This is a genomic window from Nocardioides kongjuensis (assembly GCF_013409625.1).
GTDB lineage: Bacteria > Actinomycetota > Actinomycetes > Propionibacteriales > Nocardioidaceae > Nocardioides > Nocardioides kongjuensis.
The window spans coordinates 4,382,232-4,400,055 of the sequence record NZ_JACCBF010000001.1; the positions used below are offsets into that span (position 1 = coordinate 4,382,232).

The 17,824-nt window shown below is 69.9% G+C and carries 16 protein-coding genes and 1 tRNA gene; 13 read left to right on the forward strand and 4 right to left on the reverse strand.

Annotated features, from left to right (window positions below):
• Nucleotides 1-2 precede the first annotated feature (2 nt).
• Nucleotides 3-773 (forward strand): M14 family zinc carboxypeptidase, encoded by a 771-nt coding sequence (locus BJ958_RS21110; protein ID WP_179728813.1) that lies wholly within the window; start codon nucleotides 3-5, stop codon nucleotides 771-773.
• Nucleotides 774-859: 86 nt separating this feature from the next.
• Here BJ958_RS21110 and BJ958_RS21115 read toward each other — a convergent pair whose 3' ends face one another.
• Both BJ958_RS21115 and BJ958_RS21120 read right to left on the reverse strand, forming a co-directional pair.
• Nucleotides 860-2,104: an NHL repeat-containing protein gene (locus BJ958_RS21115; RefSeq protein ID WP_179728814.1), complete on the reverse strand. Its 1,245-nt coding sequence runs from the start codon at nucleotides 2,102-2,104 to the stop codon at nucleotides 860-862.
• Nucleotides 2,105-2,225: 121 nt separating this feature from the next.
• Nucleotides 2,226-2,591, reverse strand: coding sequence for a YciI family protein (locus tag BJ958_RS21120; protein WP_179728815.1), 366 nt, complete (start codon nucleotides 2,589-2,591; stop codon nucleotides 2,226-2,228).
• Between the two features lie 232 nt (nucleotides 2,592-2,823).
• On the opposite strand from BJ958_RS21120, the gene BJ958_RS21125 reads away from it, so the two are divergent.
• From BJ958_RS21125 to BJ958_RS21155, 7 genes are all read left to right on the forward strand, one after another.
• On the forward strand, nucleotides 2,824-3,258 hold the full coding sequence (locus BJ958_RS21125) for a DUF6069 family protein (RefSeq protein ID WP_179728816.1): 435 nt from the start codon (nucleotides 2,824-2,826) through the stop codon (nucleotides 3,256-3,258).
• 43 nt (nucleotides 3,259-3,301) lie between these two features.
• Nucleotides 3,302-4,813 carry a DUF7059 domain-containing protein gene (locus BJ958_RS21130; protein ID WP_179728817.1) on the forward strand — a complete coding sequence of 504 codons (1,512 nt, stop codon included), beginning with the start codon at nucleotides 3,302-3,304 and terminating at the stop codon, nucleotides 4,811-4,813.
• Between the two features lie 10 nt (nucleotides 4,814-4,823).
• Complete coding sequence (locus BJ958_RS21135; protein ID WP_179724397.1) at nucleotides 4,824-5,855, forward strand: DUF2510 domain-containing protein; 1,032 nt, start codon at nucleotides 4,824-4,826, stop codon at nucleotides 5,853-5,855.
• Between the two features lie 109 nt (nucleotides 5,856-5,964).
• Nucleotides 5,965-8,673, forward strand: coding sequence for a type I DNA topoisomerase (gene topA, locus BJ958_RS21140; protein WP_179728818.1), 2,709 nt, complete (start codon nucleotides 5,965-5,967; stop codon nucleotides 8,671-8,673).
• A 37-nt stretch (nucleotides 8,674-8,710) separates the two neighbouring features.
• On the forward strand, nucleotides 8,711-9,382 hold the full coding sequence (gene tmk, locus BJ958_RS21145) for a dTMP kinase (RefSeq protein WP_179728819.1): 672 nt from the start codon (nucleotides 8,711-8,713) through the stop codon (nucleotides 9,380-9,382).
• Nucleotides 9,379-10,530 (forward strand): DNA polymerase III subunit delta', encoded by a 1,152-nt coding sequence (locus BJ958_RS21150; protein WP_179728820.1) that lies wholly within the window; start codon nucleotides 9,379-9,381, stop codon nucleotides 10,528-10,530. The genes tmk and BJ958_RS21150 overlap by 4 nt, the downstream gene beginning before the upstream one ends.
• A gap of 27 nt (nucleotides 10,531-10,557) precedes the next feature.
• Complete coding sequence (locus tag BJ958_RS21155) at nucleotides 10,558-12,117, forward strand: alpha/beta fold hydrolase (RefSeq protein WP_179728821.1); 1,560 nt, start codon at nucleotides 10,558-10,560, stop codon at nucleotides 12,115-12,117.
• 3 nt (nucleotides 12,118-12,120) lie between these two features.
• Here the strand turns inward: BJ958_RS21155 and BJ958_RS21160 are convergent, their stop codons facing one another.
• Nucleotides 12,121-13,038, reverse strand: coding sequence for a LysR family transcriptional regulator (locus BJ958_RS21160; protein WP_179728822.1), 918 nt, complete (start codon nucleotides 13,036-13,038; stop codon nucleotides 12,121-12,123).
• A gap of 111 nt (nucleotides 13,039-13,149) precedes the next feature.
• Between BJ958_RS21160 and BJ958_RS21165 the strand changes: the two genes are divergently transcribed.
• The 3 genes from BJ958_RS21165 (at nucleotide 13,150) to BJ958_RS21175 (ending at nucleotide 14,636) form a co-directional block, all read left to right on the forward strand.
• On the forward strand, nucleotides 13,150-13,335 hold the full coding sequence (locus tag BJ958_RS21165; RefSeq protein ID WP_179728823.1) for a hypothetical protein: 186 nt from the start codon (nucleotides 13,150-13,152) through the stop codon (nucleotides 13,333-13,335).
• Between the two features lie 79 nt (nucleotides 13,336-13,414).
• Nucleotides 13,415-13,487 (forward strand) — tRNA-Thr (locus BJ958_RS21170).
• A gap of 813 nt (nucleotides 13,488-14,300) precedes the next feature.
• Nucleotides 14,301-14,636, forward strand: coding sequence for a histone-like nucleoid-structuring protein Lsr2 (locus BJ958_RS21175; protein WP_179728824.1), 336 nt, complete (start codon nucleotides 14,301-14,303; stop codon nucleotides 14,634-14,636).
• Nucleotides 14,637-14,661: 25 nt separating this feature from the next.
• Here BJ958_RS21175 and BJ958_RS21180 read toward each other — a convergent pair whose 3' ends face one another.
• Complete coding sequence (locus BJ958_RS21180) at nucleotides 14,662-15,570, reverse strand: DNA methyltransferase (protein WP_218865920.1); 909 nt, start codon at nucleotides 15,568-15,570, stop codon at nucleotides 14,662-14,664.
• Nucleotides 15,571-16,442: 872 nt separating this feature from the next.
• Between BJ958_RS21180 and BJ958_RS21185 the strand changes: the two genes are divergently transcribed.
• Both BJ958_RS21185 and BJ958_RS21190 read left to right on the forward strand, forming a co-directional pair.
• Entirely contained in the window at nucleotides 16,443-16,925 is a 483-nt protein-coding gene (locus BJ958_RS21185; RefSeq protein WP_179728825.1) for a hypothetical protein, read from the forward strand.
• Complete coding sequence (locus BJ958_RS21190; RefSeq protein WP_179728826.1) at nucleotides 16,870-17,358, forward strand: hypothetical protein; 489 nt, start codon at nucleotides 16,870-16,872, stop codon at nucleotides 17,356-17,358. Before BJ958_RS21185 ends, BJ958_RS21190 begins: the two co-directional genes overlap by 56 nt.
• The last annotated feature ends 466 nt before the right edge of the window (nucleotides 17,359-17,824 follow it).

The window sequence follows — 17,824 nt, forward strand, 5'->3', positions numbered from 1 at the left end:
GGATGCGTCGACTCCTGGCCGCGCTGGCGGCGACCCTCGTGGTCGCTGCCAGCGCGGCCGTCGTCGTCCCGGCCCGGGCCACGACGGCCCGGACGACCGCGGCGTCGTACGTCGAGACGTCCGTCGTCATCGGTACCTCTGCCCACGGCCGGCCGATCCGTGCCTACTACCGCGGCGAGGAGGGCGCGCCGTACGTCCTGCTCGTGCTCGGCCAGATGCACGGTGACGAGAAGGACGGCATCGCCACCGCCCGCTGGATCCGTGACCACGCCCACCCGCGCCCGGGCACCGGCGTCTGGGTGGTGCCGACCCTGAACCCCGACGGCAACGCCCGCGGCACCCGCACCAACGGCCGCGGGGTCGACCTCAACCGCAACTGGCCCACCAGCGGCTGGTCGGGCGCGGGTCGCGGCAGCCGGTACTGGGGCGGTCCGCGTCCCGCGAGCGAGCCCGAGACGAAGGCGATGATCGCGTTCCTGACCCAGGTCCAGCCGGACCGGATCGCCTCGATCCACCAGCCCCTGCGAGCGATCGGGCGCGGCGGCCACGGGAAGTGGGAGAAGCGGCTGGCCCGGTTCCTGCACCTGCCTCGGCGCCACCTCGGCGTCGGCAACCCGTCGGGCACCGACTCCCCGACGCTGACCGCCTGGTACGACACCACCCTGGGCGAGCACGGTGCGGCCACCACGATCGAGTACGGCGCCCGCACCAGTCACCGCTACCGCACCAAGGTCGCCGGGCGCGGCATCCTGCGCGCCGCCCGGATCCAGTGACGTCGCGCGAGGGCGCTGAGCACGAGGAGTGGGGCCCGCCCGCCGACTGACGGCCGGGCCCCACTCGCGTGACGTCCTGCGGTGCGTCAGCGGCGGATCTTCACCATCCGCTGCCCGCCGTGCACCGTGACCAGGGCCTTGGTGACCGCCTTCTTGCGCAGCACCTTGAGTCCCTTCTTGGTGGCCTTCACGGTGATCACCTTCTTCTTGCCTGCCGGGATCGAGTAGCCCTTCGGCTTGGTGATCGACGTGCCCTTGACCGTCACCGTCGCCACGCCCGTGCATGCCGCTGCGGTGGCGCACTTCACGGTGATCCTGATCCGCTTGCCCTGGAGCTTGAGGGCGCCGTTCGGCTTCACGACCGTGGCGGTGCCTGTGCCGGCCGCCGGCACGAACGGCGCGAAGGTGGTCACGGCGTTGCCGAGGCTCGGGGCGTGCGCGATGACGTGCACCCGACCGGCGGCGTCGACGTCGACGTCGCGGGGACCGAAGGAGCCGAACGGGGCGGCATTGAAGGCGCCGATGCTCGTCAGGTAGCCGCCGGCGCCGGTGAAGACCTGGACGCGGCCGCCCTGGGCCGCGCCGTCGGCGTAGTCGGCCACGTAGACGTTGCCCTGGCTGTCGGTCGCCAGGCCGCGCGGCCAGTGGAAGCTTCCCGGCGTCGTGCCGAGCTGACCCCACTTGCCGAGGAACACGCCGGTGGCACTGAACCGCGAGACGCGGTTGTTCCACCGCTCGCCGACGTAGACGTCGCCGCCGGGGGCGACGGCGATGGACTGCGGGTTGTCGAGCTGGCCGTCGCCGCTGCCCGGGCCGCCCCAGCGGCCGAGGAAGGTGCCGGTCGCCGAGTAGCGGATCACCTCGTCGTCGACCACGTCGGTCACGTAGACGTCGCCCGTGGTCGGGTTGACGGCCACGTCGGTGACTCCGATGTTCTCGACCGGGAAGTAGGCGCGCTGGCTGAGGTCGGGAGTGAAGACGGTGACGCCGTCCTCGTCGGCGAGGTAGAGGTGGCCCTGCGGGCCCACGTCGATCCCGTCGGCCTCGGCGACGTCCACGCTGGCGAGCAGTGCGCCGGAGGGGCTGTAGCGCTTGACTCGCTCGAAGACGGAGTCGGTGACGTAGACGTCGCCCGTGGTCGCGTTGACCGCGATGTCGTTGTCCCCGTCGACGACGAACTGCCGCACAGGTTGGTAGCCCTGCCCCGGGGTGACCGCGCTGCCGGGGGCAGGCACGCCGATCACGGCCAGCCCCAGCGCCGTCGCACCGGCCACGACGAAGGCCGTCACGCGGCGCCGGGGACTCCGGGCGTTCGTTCCGTTGAAGTGCATTCCCACGTCTCCTCCACGAGCGTCGAAGGTGCGGCCAGGCCCGGCCGCGCCAGACACCGTGCCCGCGAGAGCCCTCACCAAACAGGATCGGCCGGACGGGGACGCAGCGCGGCGTCCGGGCTCAGGCGAGCCCGTCGAACGGGCGCACCTCGACGGTGCCCCGGCACGCGCGGGACGCCTCGGCGGCCAGCCGCAGCGCGACGTCGAGGTCGGGCACCTCGATCACCCAGAACCCGGCGATCGCCTCCTTGGTCTCCAGGTACGGCCCGTCGGTCACCACCGGCGCCTCGCCCTGCCCGTCGACGACGGTGGCGGTCGTCGCGGGGGCCAGGCCGCCGGCGAAGACCCAGTAGCCGTCGGCCTTGAGCTGCTCGTTGAAGGCGCCGGTCTCGGCGAAGGACTGCTCCATCTCCTCCTTCGACCCGTAGCCGTAGAACTCGTCGGTCATCTCGGTGGGTCCGTGCACGGACATCAGGTACGTCGTCATGTCGTCGCTCCTCGTTCGGGCGGTCCCGATGACCGCCTCCTGTCCTCACCACGAACGTCACCACACGGATCCGACAGCCACCACCCCGGAAGTTCCCGACCGATCCCTTCCGACATCTCCTTGAACATTTCTTCGGACATTTCTTCTGGCCGGTGTCGATCTGCGGCGATGGCGTTCGTGGTAGCAGCACAGGCAGGTCACCGGGCCCGCCGCTCACACCCCAGGAGCAGAGATGTCCACCACCACCACCGTCCAGGCCCCCGTCACCACCGTTGCGACCCCGGTCCGCCGTACGGTCTGGAAGCACGGCGTCGCCGCCGCTGCCGCCGCCTCGGTCGTCACCAGCACCCTCGCGGCGCTCGCCTCGGCTGCCGGCGTCTCCTTCGCCGACCAGACCGGCGCCTCGATCCCGATCCTCGGGTTCACCCAGCTGACGTTCGTGTTCTCGCTGATCGGCGTCGGGCTGGCCGCCGTCCTCGCCCGCAAGGCACGCCGCCCGCGGGCGACCTTCGTGCGGGTGACCGTCGCGCTCACCGTGCTCTCGCTGGTGCCCGACGCCACCTTCGGCTTCGACGTCGCCTCGGCCGTCAGCCTGATGACGCTGCACGTCGTCGCGGCGGCGATCGTGGTCCCGGTCCTCGCCGGACGGCTTGCCGACCGCCGCTGACGGCCCCTGACCGCCCCCGGAACGGGCGGACTAGCGTTGTCCCGTGCTGCCGATCTCCCTCGCCGCCCCGCTGCGTGACGCCCTGCTCGCTGCTGACTTCACCTACGACGCGGTCAGCGAGCTGCTCGGCCCGGAGGCCCACCAGGCGCTGTCGCGCAACGAGACGACGCCCGGCCGTCGCCGTACGACGGACGGCAGCCCGCTCGCGACCCTGGTGCGGCTCTTCCTGCTCCAGACCTCGGTGCCGGTCGAGGACGCCGAGCGGGCGCTGCCCGGGCTGGTCGACAAGCTCGCCAACGCGGGTGCGCTGGCGCAGAGCGTCGGGGAGGTCGCGGCGCGGCTCGACGTGCGGCCCTACGCGTCGGAGGAGGGCGACCTGTGGGTCGTCAGCGACCTGACGCCCGGCCTCGACGGGGTCGCGACGAAGGTGACCGGCGACTACGTGCTCGGGATCAGCCCGGCCTCGTCGAGCCTGGCCCAGCTGACCCTGCGCCACGACGTCGGCAACGCGCTCGACCTCGGCACCGGGTGCGGTGTGCAGGCGCTGCACCTGGCGACCCACAGCGACCGGGTGGTCGCCACCGACGTCAACCAGCGGGCGCTCGCGATCGCGCGCTTCAACGCGGCGCTCAACGACGTCGACGACAAGGTCGACGTGCGCGACGGGTCGTTCTTCGCGCCGGTGGCGGGGGAGCGGTTCGACCTGATCGCGACCAACCCGCCGTTCGTGATCTCGCCGGCGACCGGCGAGCGTCTCGTCTACCGCGACTCCGGCCTGCCCGGTGACCAGGTCGTCGAGCACATCGTCCGCACGGCGCCCGACCACCTCACCGACGGTGGCTGGTGCCAGGTCCTCGCCAACTGGGTGATCGACCGCGACCGGCCGTGGGACGAGCGCCTCGGGACCTGGCTGCCCGACGAGTGCGACGCGCTCGTCGTGCAGCGCGAGGTGCTCGACCCGGCGTCGTACGTCGAGCTGTGGCTCAAGGACGCCGGCCACCACCCCGCCACGGGCGGTGACCCCGCGTCGTACGCGCACCGCTACGACACCTGGCTGTCCTGGCTCGAGGAGCAGGGTGTCGGCGGGATCGGCTTCGGGTGGATCAACCTGCGCCGTCGCGAGGGCGCCGCGACCGCGACGCTGCACCGCGACCTCCTCGAGTGGCCCTACGACGTCGAGCAGCCGATCGCGCCGGCCATCGCCGCGTGGGCGGAGTCCGCACAGGCCGCTGCGGCGCTGGACGCCGACACCCGGCTGGTGATCCGCGAGGACGTCGTCCAGGAGACCAGCGGCGCGGTCGGCGCCGAGGACCCGGCGGCGATCGTGCTGCGCCAGCAGCGCGGCTTCCGGCGGGCCCGCAAGGTCGACACCGTCACCGCAGCGGTCGCCGGCGCGTGCGACGGCGAGCTGCCCCTCGGTCCGCTGGTCGATGCCGTGGGCCAGCTGCTGGAGCGCGATCCCGCCAGCCTGCGCGAGGTCTACCTGCCCGAGCTGGCCGAGCTCGTCGCCGAGGGCTTCCTGGAGCTCGCGCCGACAGCACCGGCCGACTCGTAGGCTGGTCCCCGTGACGAACGCAGGCTGGTACCCCGACCCCGCGGGCGCGCCCGACACCTACCGCTACTGGGACGGTCAGGCGTGGAGCCAGATGACCACCACCCAGCCCTCCGGCGGTGCCCGTCCGGCCGACACCCCCGCGACGCCGCCGCCGGCCGCCCCCACGCAGTACGGCGCCGTGCCGACCCCGCCGCCCCCGCCCGGCCAGCCCGCTGGGCCGACGCCTCCCGCCCCTCCGGCGTACGGCGGCGGCTACCCCCAGCAGTGGAGCCCCACCCCCGCGCCGGGTGGCAGCGGTGGCGGCAACAAGACGGTCGTCATCGTGATCGCCGCCGTGGTCGCGCTCGTGCTGCTCGGCGTCGGTGGCTTCTTCGGGATCCGTGCGCTCACCGGTGACGACGACGGCGACCGCAAGGCGGACGACAACAGCTCGCAGGACCAGGAGTCCGACGAGTCCGGTCCGAGCGAGGGCTCCTCCAGCACCGTCAAGCCGACCGGCATCCAGTGCACCGGCGGCTCACCGGCACCGTCGACCGACCCCGACCCGGCCGCCGCGGACCTGACCGGCGGCGGGCTCTCGATCCCGCGCAACCCGGCGTACGAGCTCGCGACCGGCGACCAGGTGTCCTTCGGGTTCGCGAACGCGTTCGTGCTGCAGTACACCGAGGTCGAGGAGAACTGGATCAGCCTCACCGGCGTCGGCGCCCTGCCCCGGGCCAACGGCTTCGACGACCTGGCGAGCGCCGCCGAGGTGGTCATGCAGTGCCTGACCAGCAGCGAGAACGTCTACAGCGGCTTCACCGGCCGCACCGACACGGTCAACGAGGAGACGACCGTCGACGGCAAGCCGGCGTACCGGATCTCCGCGGAGGTCCACGTCGACAGTCCCGACGTCACCGTCGACGGCGACCTGACCGACGTCATCATCGTGGACACCGGCGACCCGGCGTCGTACGGCGTCTACATCGGCATGGCCGCCCTCGGCCACGACGACCTGATCAGTGCCAACGAGGCCGTCATCGACCAGATCGACGTCGGCTGAGTCTCGGTGGCGGACGACCACCGTGGACGGCGGAAGAACGCTCACTGGACAGCACGCGCTACCGTGAACCGCCGAATCAGGCAGCGCACGAGTAGTAGAGAAGGTCCCTGTGTCCCACAAGTTGGTGATCGTCGAGTCGCCGGCCAAGGCCCGCACCATCGGCGGGTACCTCGGCGACGGCTACGTCGTCGAGTCCTCCATCGGCCACATCCGTGACCTCCCCAACAACGCGGCCGACACCCCGGCGAAGATCAAGGACAAGCCCTGGGGGCGGCTCGCGATCGACGTCGACAACGGGTTCGAGCCCTACTACGTCGTGCCCCGCGACAAGAAGTCCCACATCTCCAAGCTCAAGAGCCTGCTCAAGGACGCCGACGAGCTCTTCCTCGCCACCGATGAGGACCGCGAGGGAGAGGCGATCGCCTGGCACCTCCTCGACGAGCTGAAGCCGAAGAACATCCCGGTCAAGCGGATGGTCTTCCACGAGATCACCAAGGCCGCCATCCAGGAGGCCGCCGCCAACCCGCGCGAGCTCGACATGGACCTCGTCGAGGCCCAGGAGACCCGCCGGCTCCTCGACCGCCTCTACGGCTACGAGGTCTCGCCGGTGCTGTGGCGCAAGGTCATGTCCGGCCTGTCCGCGGGCCGCGTGCAGTCGGTCGCGACCCGGCTCGTGGTCGACCGCGAGAAGGAGCGGATGGCCTTCAAGGTCGCCTCCTACTGGGACCTCGAGGGCACCTTCGACGCAGGCAGCAAGCACGACCAGCGGATGTTCCCCGCCAAGCTGCACACCATCGACGGCACCCGCGTCGCGTCCGGTGCCAACTTCGGCCCCGACGGCCAGCTCAAGGCGAAGGCCGACGTCGTCCACCTCGACCAGCGCCGGGCCGAGGCCCTCGTCGCGGCGCTCGCCGACACGGCGTACGACGTCCGCTCGGTCGAGGCCAAGCCGTACCGTCGCTCGCCGTACCCGCCGTTCCGCACCACCACCCTCCAGCAGGAGGCCAGCCGCAAGCTCGGCATGAGCGCCTCGGTCACGATGAGCGTGGCCCAGCGGCTCTACGAGAACGGCTACATCACCTACATGCGTACCGACAGCACCACGCTGTCGGGCAGCGCGATCGGTGCCGCCCGGACCCAGGTGCAGGAGCTGTACGGCGCCGAGTACCTCCCCGACGCGCCCCGCACCTACGCCAGCAAGGTCAAGAACGCCCAGGAGGCGCACGAGGCGATCCGTCCCGCGGGCGACTCGTTCCGCACCCCGGCGCAGACCGGCCTGACCGGCGACCAGTTCCGGCTCTACGAGCTGATCTGGATGCGCACCGTCGCCTCGCAGATGAAGGACGCCGTCGGGCAGTCGGTGACGATCCGCCTCGGCGGCGCCGCGTCGAGCGGTGAGGACGTCGTCTTCTCCGCGTCCGGTCGCGTGATCACCTTCCACGGCTTCCTCAAGGCCTACGTCGAGGGCACCGACGACAACGCCGCGAAGGACGACCAGGAGACCCGGCTGCCCAACCTGGCCGAGGGCGACGCCGTGTCGGCCGCATCGCTGTCCGCCAACGGGCACGAGACCAAGCCGCCGGCCCGCTACACCGAGGCCACCTTGATCAAGGAGCTCGAGGACCGGCAGATCGGCCGGCCCTCGACGTACGCCTCGATCATCGGCACCATCCTCAACCGCGGCTACGTCTACAAGAAGGGCACCGCACTGGTGCCGGCGTGGATCGCGTTCTCCGTGGTGCGGCTGCTGACCGAGCACTTCACCCGGCTCATCGACTACCAGTTCACCGCCGGCATGGAGGACGTGCTCGACGACATCGCCCGCGGCGACAAGAGCCGGGTCGCCGAGCTGACCGAGTTCTACTACGGCTCCGAGCAGCTCGCCGGCCTCAAGCGGCTCGTCGACGACCTCGGCGACATCGACGCCAAGGCCCTGGCGACCTTCCCCGTGGGTGACCCGGAGGAGGGGATCGACCTGCGCGTCGGCAAGTACGGCCCCTACCTCGAGGGCCCGGGCGACGACGGCACCCCGGCGGGCAAGCGGGCGAACGTCCCGGACGACCTGCCGCCCGACGAGCTGACCCTGGAGAAGGCCAAGGAGCTGCTCGCCAACCCGGCGGGCGAGGAGATCGACCTCGGCGTCCACCCGGAGACCGGCCTGCAGGTCGTGGCGAAGAACGGCCGCTTCGGCCCGTACGTCACCGAGGTCCTCCCCGAGGACGCTCCCAAGAGCGCCAAGCCCCGCACCGGCTCCCTGTTCAAGTCGATGTCGCTCGACACCGTCACCCTCGACGACGCGGTCAAGCTGCTGGCCCTGCCGCGTGTCGTCGGCGTCGGCGAGGACGGCGAGGAGATCACCGCCCAGAACGGCCGCTACGGCCCGTACCTCAAGAAGGGCACCGACTCCCGCTCGCTCACCAGCGAGGACCAGATCTTCGGCATCACCCTCGACGAGGCGCTCAGGATCTACAGCCAGCCCAAGCAGCGCGGCCGGGCTGCCGCGGCGCCGCCGCTCAAGGAGCTCGGCAACGACCCCGTCTCCGGGCAGCCGGTCGTGGTGAAGGCGGGCCGGTTCGGCGAGTACGTCACCGACGGCGAGTACAACGCCACCCTGCGCAAGGACGACTCGGTCGAGGCGATCACCCTCGAGCGGGCCGCCGAGCTGCTGGCCGAGCGCCGGGCGAAGGGCCCGGCCAAGAAGGCCGCCAAGCGGGGCGCGAAGAAGACCGCGGCGAAGAAGACGCCGGCCAAGAAGACGGCCGCCAAGAAGGCCACCGCCAAGAAGACGACGGCCAAGAAGGCGGCGAAGAAGTCCTGACCGGGACCGTGTCGGGCCGGTCGTCTAGGTTGCTCCCGTGACGACCTCGACCCAGGACTGGCCCGGCCAGTACGCCGACACCGGCGTCTTCGTCTGCTTCGAGGGCGGCGAGGGCGGCGGCAAGTCGACCCAGTCGCGGTTGCTGCACGACCGGCTGGTGGCGGCGGGGTTCGCCGTACGCCTGACCCACGAGCCCGGGGACACCCCGGTCGGCAAGGAGATGCGCCGGATCGTGCTCTCGCCCGAGACCGGCGAGCTGGCGCACAAGACCGAGTTCCTGCTCTACCTCGCCGACAAGTCCGAGCACGTCGAGACCCTGGTGCGCCCGGCGCTCGGGCGCGGCGAGGTCGTCATCACCGACCGGTACGTCGACTCGACCCTCGCCTACCAGGGCGCCGGTCGGGCGCTGGACCGCGACGAGCTCGAGGACGTCTCGCGCTGGGCGACCGGCGACCTGCGCCCCCACCTGACCGTCGTCCTCGACCTGGAGCCGTCGGCGGGCCTGGCCCGCTTCGAGGGGCGCGACCGGATCGAGGGGGAGGGCTTGGAGTTCCACCAGCGGGTGCGGCAGTCCTTCCTCGACCTCGCCTCCCGCAACCCCGGGCACTACGCCGTCCTCGACGCCCGCGCGCCGATCGACGAGATCGCCGTGCAGATCTGGGAGCGTGTCGAGCCGCTCCTGGTCCAGGCCGCCAGGAACGCGTCGTGACCGTCTGGGACACCCTGGTGGGGCAGCGCCACGTCATCACGGCCCTCGAGAAGGCCGTCGCCGGGCACGGCATGACCCACGCCTGGCTGTTCACGGGGCCGCCCGGGTCGGGCCGGTCCAACGCCGCCGTCGCGTTCGCCGCCGCCCTGCAGTGCCGGCAGGGCGGGCTCGGCCCCGACTGCCCCGACGGCTGCCACGACTGCCACACGGTGCTCGCCGGCTCCCACGCCGACGTGTCCGTCGTGCGCACCGAGAAGCTCTCCATCGGCGTCGACGAGGTCCGCGACCTGGTCCGCCGCGCCTCGCTGAGCCCGATGGGCGACCGCTGGCAGATCCTGATCGTCGAGGACGCCGACCGGCTCACCGAGCAGGCCTGCAACGCCTTGCTCAAGGCGATCGAGGAGCCCAACGGCCGCACCATCTGGATGCTCTGCGCGCCCACCGTCGAGGACGTGCTGCCGACCATCCGGTCCCGCTGCCGGCTGGTGACGCTCTCGACGCCGACGGCCGAGGAGGTCGCCGGCTTCCTGGTCGCGCGGGGCGTCGCGGAGCCGCTGGCGTCGTACGCCGCCCGGGCCAGCCAGGGCCACATCGGCCGGGCCCGGGCGCTCGCGTTCGACGAGGCGGTGCGCACCCGGCGCCAGGAGGTCGTGTCGATGCCGGCCCGGCTGACCAACCTCGGGCGCTGCATGGACGCCGCCACCCGGCTGGCGTCGACGGCGAAGGAGGAGGCCGACGCGATCACCGCGGAGCTCGACGCGCGGGAGAAGGTCGACCTCGACGCGGCCTACGGCGTCGTCGAGCGCGGCCGCCGCCCGCGGGAGTACGGACCCGCGCTCGCCGCCCTCGAGAAGGGCCAGCGCACCCGCGCCAAGCGGCGCCACCTCGACGTGGTCGACCGCGGACTGACCGACCTGATGTCGGTCTACCGCGACGCGATCGCCCTGGCCAGCGGCGCCCCGGGCGCACTGGTCAACGAGGAGATCCGCGACCAGGTGGAGAGCATCGTCGCCACCTCCACGCCCGAGCTCAACCTGCGCCGGATCGGGTGGATCTTCGCCGCCCGGGAGCAGATGCTCGAGTTCAACGTGCCGGTGGCCTTGGCGCTGGAGTCGATGATGGTGGCACTGCAGGCGCCGCAGCGGTGACCTGACCCGAGACCGAGGAGCTGAGTTGTGAGCAAGCGGAGCCTGATCGTCGCGGTCGTCACCGTGTGGGCGCTGGTTCTCGCCGGCGCGGTCGGTGTCGGCATCGTCCTGCTCACGGGCGACGACTCCGACGACTCGGCCGCGAAGGGCGACACCAAGGGCTCCGACGCTGCCGAGCCCGAGGGACCCGACGGCCGCTCGCTCGAGGACTTCTACGGCCAGAAGATCACCTGGACCCGCTGCGGCCAGGACGAGTGCGGCACCCTCGACGTCCCGATCGACTATCAGTCGCCCGGCGACGGGTCGATCAAGCTCGCCGTCGAGCGCACCCGTGCCACCGGCACCCGGATCGGCTCGCTCGTCGTCAACCCGGGCGGCCCCGGTGCCCCCGGCACCGACACGGCGAAGGACGCCGACTTCTACTTCGCCGACAAGCTGCGCTCGTCGTACGACATCGTCGGGTTCGACCCCCGCGGCACGGGCGACTCCGCTCCCGTCGACTGCCTGAGCGACGACGCCCTCGACTCGTACGTCGCCGCCGACCCCGACCCGGACACCCCCGAGGAGGTCGAGACCGCGAAGGAGAACTCCGAGGAGTTCTGGTCCGGCTGCAAGGCCCGCTCGGGCGCGATCGGCGGCCACGTGAGCACCGTCGAGGCCGCCCGCGACATGGACGTCCTGCGGGCGGCGCTCGGGGAGGACCAGCTCGACTACTTCGGCTTCTCCTACGGCACCCGGCTCGGGGCGACCTACGCCGAGCTGTTCCCCGACAAGGTCGGCCGGATGGTCCTCGACGGCGCCGTCGACCCGTCCCTGTCGCCGCGCGACGGTGCGCTCAGCCAGGCCAAGGGCTTCGAGACCGCGCTGCGCTCCTACATCCAGAACTGCGTCGACGACGGCGGCTGCTTCCTCGGCGACAGCGTCGACGCCGGCCTGAAGACCATCAAGGACCTGCTCGACGGGATCGACAAGACGCCGCTGAAGACCAGCGACGCCGAGGGCCGCGACCTGACCGTCGGACTCGCGTTCTACGGCCTGATCCTGCCGCTCTACAGCCAGGACAACTGGCCCTACCTCGACGACGGCCTCAAGGAGGCGCTCGGCGGCGACGGCTCGACCCTGCTGCAGCTCGCCGACTTCTACGGCTCCCGCGAGAACGGCACCTACAAGGACAACAGCCTCGAGGCGATCTCGGTGATCAACTGCCTCGACGACCCGTGGTCGATCACCACCGACGAGGTGCCCGCGAACTTCCCCGACTTCGAGAAGGCCTCGCCCACGTTCGGCGACGTCTTCGCCTGGGGCCTGACCGCCTGCAACGGCATCCCGTTCACCTCCACCGACGAGCCGGACCTGAAGATCGACGGGTCCGGGGCCGCCCCGATCGTGGTGCTCGGCACGACCCGCGACCCCGCGACGCCGTACGCCGAGGCGGTGGCGATGGCCGACCAGCTGCAGTCCGGTGTCCTGGTCAGCCGCGACGGCGACGGGCACACGGCGTACAACAAGGGCAACAGCTGCGTCGACGACGCCGTCCACGCCTACCTGATCGACGGCACCGTGCCCAAGGACGGGCTCAGCTGCTGAGGATCACAACGGCTCGATGAGCGCCTGGATCCGCTGGGTGGCCAGCTCGATCATCAGCTGGGCGGCCGGCGACAGCGTCGCGCCCGCCCGGTGCACGATCGCCATCGTGTCGTACAGGCGCGGGCGCAACGACACCCAGCCGGCGTTCGGCGCGAGCCGGGGGAGCAGCTGGAGCGCGACGCCCTTGTTGACCACCGAGTCCGCCAGCCCGCGTCCGACCAGCTCGACAGCGGTCTCGACGTCCTCCACCTCGATCCGGGTGCTCGGGTTGTAGCCGGCCTCGTTCACCATCCGCCGCAAGATGGTGCGTGCCGAGTCGGCGTCGCGCCACGTCGTCTCCGAGAGCACCAACGGAGCCTCCGCCAGCCGCTTCGCGGTCACCGGTGCGGTCAGCCGCGCCGGGTCGGCGGAGATGTAGACGAGCTCGTCGCGCGCGATCGGCCGGATCTCCATGCCCTCGTTGGTCACCGCGGACACCGCGATCATCGCCGCCTCCAGGCGGCCGCGGTGCAGCTGCTCGTGCACGTCGTTGGAGTTCTGGCCGATCAGCTCGACCCGCACCCCGGGATGGCGCTCCAGCACGTCAGCGACCAGGTCGGCGCTGACGTAGAGCCGCGAGGTCCCGAACATCCCGAACCGGATCGTCCCGGTCTCCAGCGACCGGATGCTCGCCACCGCCCGCTGCGCGTCGTCGGCCGCCGCCAGCACCTTCTCCGCGTGCGGCCGGAAGGTGTCCGCCGCCGTCGTCGGCACGACGCCCCGCCCGACCCTCCGGAACAGCTGCACCCCGAGCGACTTCTCCAGCCCGCGCACCTGCTCCGACACCGACGGCTGCGCGTACCCCAGCTCCTCGGCAGCCCGGGTCAGCGACCGGTGCTCGTAGGTCGCGAGGAAGCAGGTCAGCTGGTGCAGCGACAGCATGGCGCGTCCTCCCATCCATAGGTGATCCCTAGGGATCGCTCTGGAAAGCGAGGCTACCCCTTTGATCGCGGTCGGCGGACCATGGAGGAAACGTCCCGAAGGAGGTCCGCCATGTTCGCCCACACCTGCACCACCTGCCACCGCCGGGAGCTCATCTTCCCCAGCCAGGTCACCGGCATCGAGACGACCGAGCACGGCATCGTCGTCAGCTTCACCTGCTGGTGCGACGCCCCGCAGACCATGCTCACCGGCGTCCACGCCACCCGGCCGGCCGCCGTACCGGCTGCTGCTGCCTGAACCGACCCCGGGCCGGATTCGCCCCCGACTGACCCTGCTCGGTATGCTTCCGCGGTCACCGGTCACGACTGGTGGCGGCGCCGCCTTAGCTCAGTCGGTAGAGCGAATCACTCGTAATGATTAGGTCGTCGGTTCGATTCCGACAGGCGGCTCGAAAAGATGCAGGTCAGGCCCGGTTTCTCCGAAGAGAGGCCGGGTCTGACTGGTTCGGGTCAACACACTTATGACACACCTACGGCCGCGTCGCTGATAGTCGCCAGCAATGTGCGGGTTGTGTTCGCTGTCACGCTGATCACGCCCCAGGTTCTCGCGACAGGCACCAACGTCGTGTCCAGCCGTCTGCCGGGTGGTGGTCTCGCGGCGCCGACGGCGATTTGACCGGCGTGATCCCGGGGCGTGCCGCTTCTGAGGCAGGCCGCGGGACAGCCGGTTGCCACCGCTCGACGCCTGAGGGGATGGCTGGTCGCACGTCGACAGGTGAGCTGTCACGCAAGAAGCGCGACGAGGACTGCGGCTACCGCCATCACAGCCACGATGAGCAACATCCCTTGTAGCTCAGCGTCGGCTCGCGCGTGATCTGGAGGCGTCGTTCCATCTGCGTTCGGCATGAGTTCCTGTGCGTGCGTCGAACTTCCGTTGGGAAGCCTGTGGGTTTGGGGCTCGCGCACGGGGTGGCCGCGTGCGCGAGCGGCACCGGTGCGCTGCCTGCCCTGTTGGGTGGCTTCGGCGCTGGTGCCATGGAGTTGACGCGCGATCAGACCCGACGCTTACACAAAGCTGCGGTCGCACAGGCGAGCGTTGCAGGTTGGTGACGACTCGGAGGCTCAGACTGTGGTTCGGTGCTGTGCCGCTCGTCTAGTTCGAAGCGGGGGCCACTCGGCCCTGTTCGATCGGACCGAGACGCAATTCGGCGACTTTTCTTACGAAATGCACCCGATTGCGACACTGTGTAGCAGGATTCGGCCATGGCCAAGCACACGATTGTGGAGATCACGGACGATATTGACGGCTCCCAAGGGGCTGAAGAGGTCGCGTTCTCCTTCCGCGGAACCGACTACACCATCGACTTGGGCACCAAGAATCTTGCTGCTTTCGAGAAGGCGCTCAAGCCGTATCTCGCTGCGGCGTCCAAGGTCGGCAAGGCGCGATCAAGTTCCACGCGCCCGACGCCCAAGAAGCCGCAGAAGGCCGTGGACCAGGCCGCCGTTCGCGAATGGGCAAGGAACGCGGGGATTGATGTGGCGACACGCGGGCGCATCCCGAAGTCCGTCGTTGACGAGTACAACGCGGCGACGCGTTGATCGGATCGCCTCGAGGGGTTATCGGCTAGGCGGCATCAGTCCGAATCGACTCGAAAGCCCTGGCGACGCGAGCGCGAATGAGGGGCAGAAACGTCGAGTCTCGTTCGATCCCGACTGCCTGCATTCCTTCGATCAGCGATGCCTCAAGGGTCGTACCCGAGCCTGCAAACGGATCGAGGACCACCCCGCCCGGAGGGGTCACCAGACGCACGAGCTCCCGCATCAGGCTCAATGGCTTCACCGTGGGGTGGCGGACCCCATCGACCACCGGCCGCTCTCGGCTACCAGGTTTGGCGACGAAGAAGAAGCGACTGGCATCGGCAAGGAGATCGGCCACCGCGTCGTCGATCACTACATTCGCCGGCCATCGCGGCGTACCGTCCTTCTGCTCGACCATGCATGCGCCCAAGTTCATTGCGCCGGTGCCATGTTCGACATGTGCCTGGGCGACCGTACCGGCGAGTGGCTTGCGAGCCAGTACCGCCGGCTCGTGCGCGGGCTTGAGTGTCGTGCCCCAACCGGTCCTGCGGCCGTCGTCGTCGGTGAGGTTGAGGCCCTTGGGTACGCCCGAGCCGTAGAGCCACACGAGTTCATCGCGGATCTCGAAGCCGGCGTCCTCAACGGCGACGGTAAGCCGGTGGATGGTGCGCGTACCGCCGAAGGCGATCAGGTGACCACCCGGCTTCAGCACGCGCAGACACTCACGTGCCCAGGTTCCGCACCACTCCTGATAAGCCTCCGCGTCGTTATCCGCATAGCCCCGTGAATGAGTCTCGGAAAGGTGGTAACCCGCTGAGATCTGACCCAGCATCTTGCCGGCGGCATCGAGTCCGTACGGCGGGTCGGTGACGACCGCGTGGACCGAACTGTCATCCAACGTTGACAACACGGCTGTGGCGTCGCCGCACAGAATCGTGGGGGTGGGGTCTTGCACGAGAGCTCCTTGATGCGCAGCCGGACGTGACCGTTGTTTGGTCGCAGTTCCTATGCCGCGAGGAGGCGGACCGGCGTCAGCACGAAGTGGGTCGGCGTCTGCGGGATCGGAGTCCGCCTGCTCGAAGTGCTCGGTGATCGACGCAACGTCGAAGGGCGGAGGGGGCGAACGTGTCCCGTGGCGGGGACTCCTCGCACCGCGTCTTCAGGTGCACCGCCGAGCGGCCGGCCACCGCCACAGCAACGGGCGCAACAACTGCACAGGTGCGAGCCGAATCGACGCGCTGCCGGGCCAACGGCTCGCTGCTGCTCGCCGCATTCGACGAATCGCGGCTGGAACTGGATCGGATCGAGAGAGACGCGGCATGGTCGCGCTATGGAACTCAACCGATCTCGCTGCCGGACTATGGCGAGCAACGGTCCTGGAGACGTGAGCGCGCCGAGCCACTTTGCCCGGCCCCAAGCACGTGTTGCTGTCGCGGACAGCACCCTGGCCGATGTCCACCTTGCGAGCGTGAGCACGGGACAGGTCGGAGGTCACTGGATCCAGCCCCCAACGCCGCACTTACGCGTCCACGTACGGTCGGGCTGGCGCGAAGAGCAGGTGATCGCTGAACGCGCCCGTCGCGAAGGCGTGCCGAACTCAGACCTGAAAGGCGCTGCCTACTGGTGGACGACTGGTCGCCGTGACCTGACGATGCACGAATGCGGCGACTGTTGCAGGCGACGGCTGGCCCGTGCCCATGGGCTCCTGCAATGAGTGTCGCAAGGCGAGACTGGCGCGGAAGAATTGAATCAAACCACGATCGTCCGCGGCCCCTGAGCACGTGGATCCGCGGAACGGCAACACTTCACTTCTCTGGCGGTGCCGCTGTGACGCTTTCGCTGTCACAGGCCGAGGTCAGGGAGCTGAGTGCGCTCATCCGCGCTACCCGCCGCTCGGACGAGCTGACATGGGACTCGCTCTCGTGGATCGTCGTGCACACGGGCCGAATCGACATCCTCGAGTTTCAAGCCGAGCCCGACCTCGGTTGGCCATCGACGGTCGCACAGCGAACTCAACTGCGGTCCAACGGCTACGAGAATGGGCTGCTGAGCGCCCTCCACGAAATGTGGACCGGGGAGCCTGAGCCCTCGTTCTCTGAGAGCGCGCTGAGGCTGCTGCACGCCTCCGCACGCGTCGATCCTCCCGAGGTCTTTGTCGAACTGGCTGAGGAACTCGAAGGGGCCGCAGGCGCGGCGTACGCGCGCCAGATCCTGGACGACGCAGTCAGCGTGGATCAAGCCGGTGGAGTCACCGATGACGAAGCCGCCGTGGGCGCGTCGCCGCCTGAGGAAGGAGGAAGGGTTGACTGACGATTGGACCTTCGAAGATCAGACCTCCGAATCGCGGCGGGCGAGCGAGCTTGAACTGTTGGCCGCTTGCGTGACAGACAGTGATGATGCTGAGCGCGATGACGCGGCTGATCCGGTCCTGCAGCTCACCAGCCAGGACATGATTGATCATTGGGTGACGACCGCGTCCGGCTCTGTCTATCGCCTCGTTTGGAACCCGTCGATCGGGATGGGCTTCCGTGTCCGCCAGCCGCACCCGACTGACGCCTTGCCCGCGCACGTGGGCATCCCCCACCTTCGAGACGGACTGCGCGTGTGTGTCGTTGATGTTGTTGACCTGGCCCTGGGACGCGACATGGTGCTGACGGTGATCCAACTGGGCGGCGCTGAGGTGACGAGTCCATCGACCCCGGTCGTCAGAATCCGCCGAGCAGGTGGCGATGACGCCGCCTGAGGTGGTGAGCGTGTCTGGCGCCCGCCGCACCTTCGTCACAACGCGAGATGCGACCAGCGCATGACAGAACAGGTTCTCGCTGAGCTCGCCGCCGACGGCTGGTACGCCGTCACACCCGCCGCTTCGACACGCCCCATCGAATGGTTGGGCCGCGTCTGTGTCCGAACCGCGCTCTGTGCCGACGAACCGGTACCTGACTGGATCATCACAGCCGAGATCGTGCGCGCATGGGACGGTCGGTCGTGGATCGTCTATGCAATGCGGCAGTGCGGAACCTGCGGCCGCGAAGACCTCGTGTCCGTGGCCGGGTTCCACGCAGAATCGGATCCGCGGACGATGTTGAGGCGCGCAGTGTCGAACCTTGACGAGCGTGACCTGCCTCATGACCCACACTGTTCAGGATCAGGCAGGTAGACGACCACGTCCCAACTCGACTGAGAGTCTGCCGGTGCCCGCCCTGTCGACC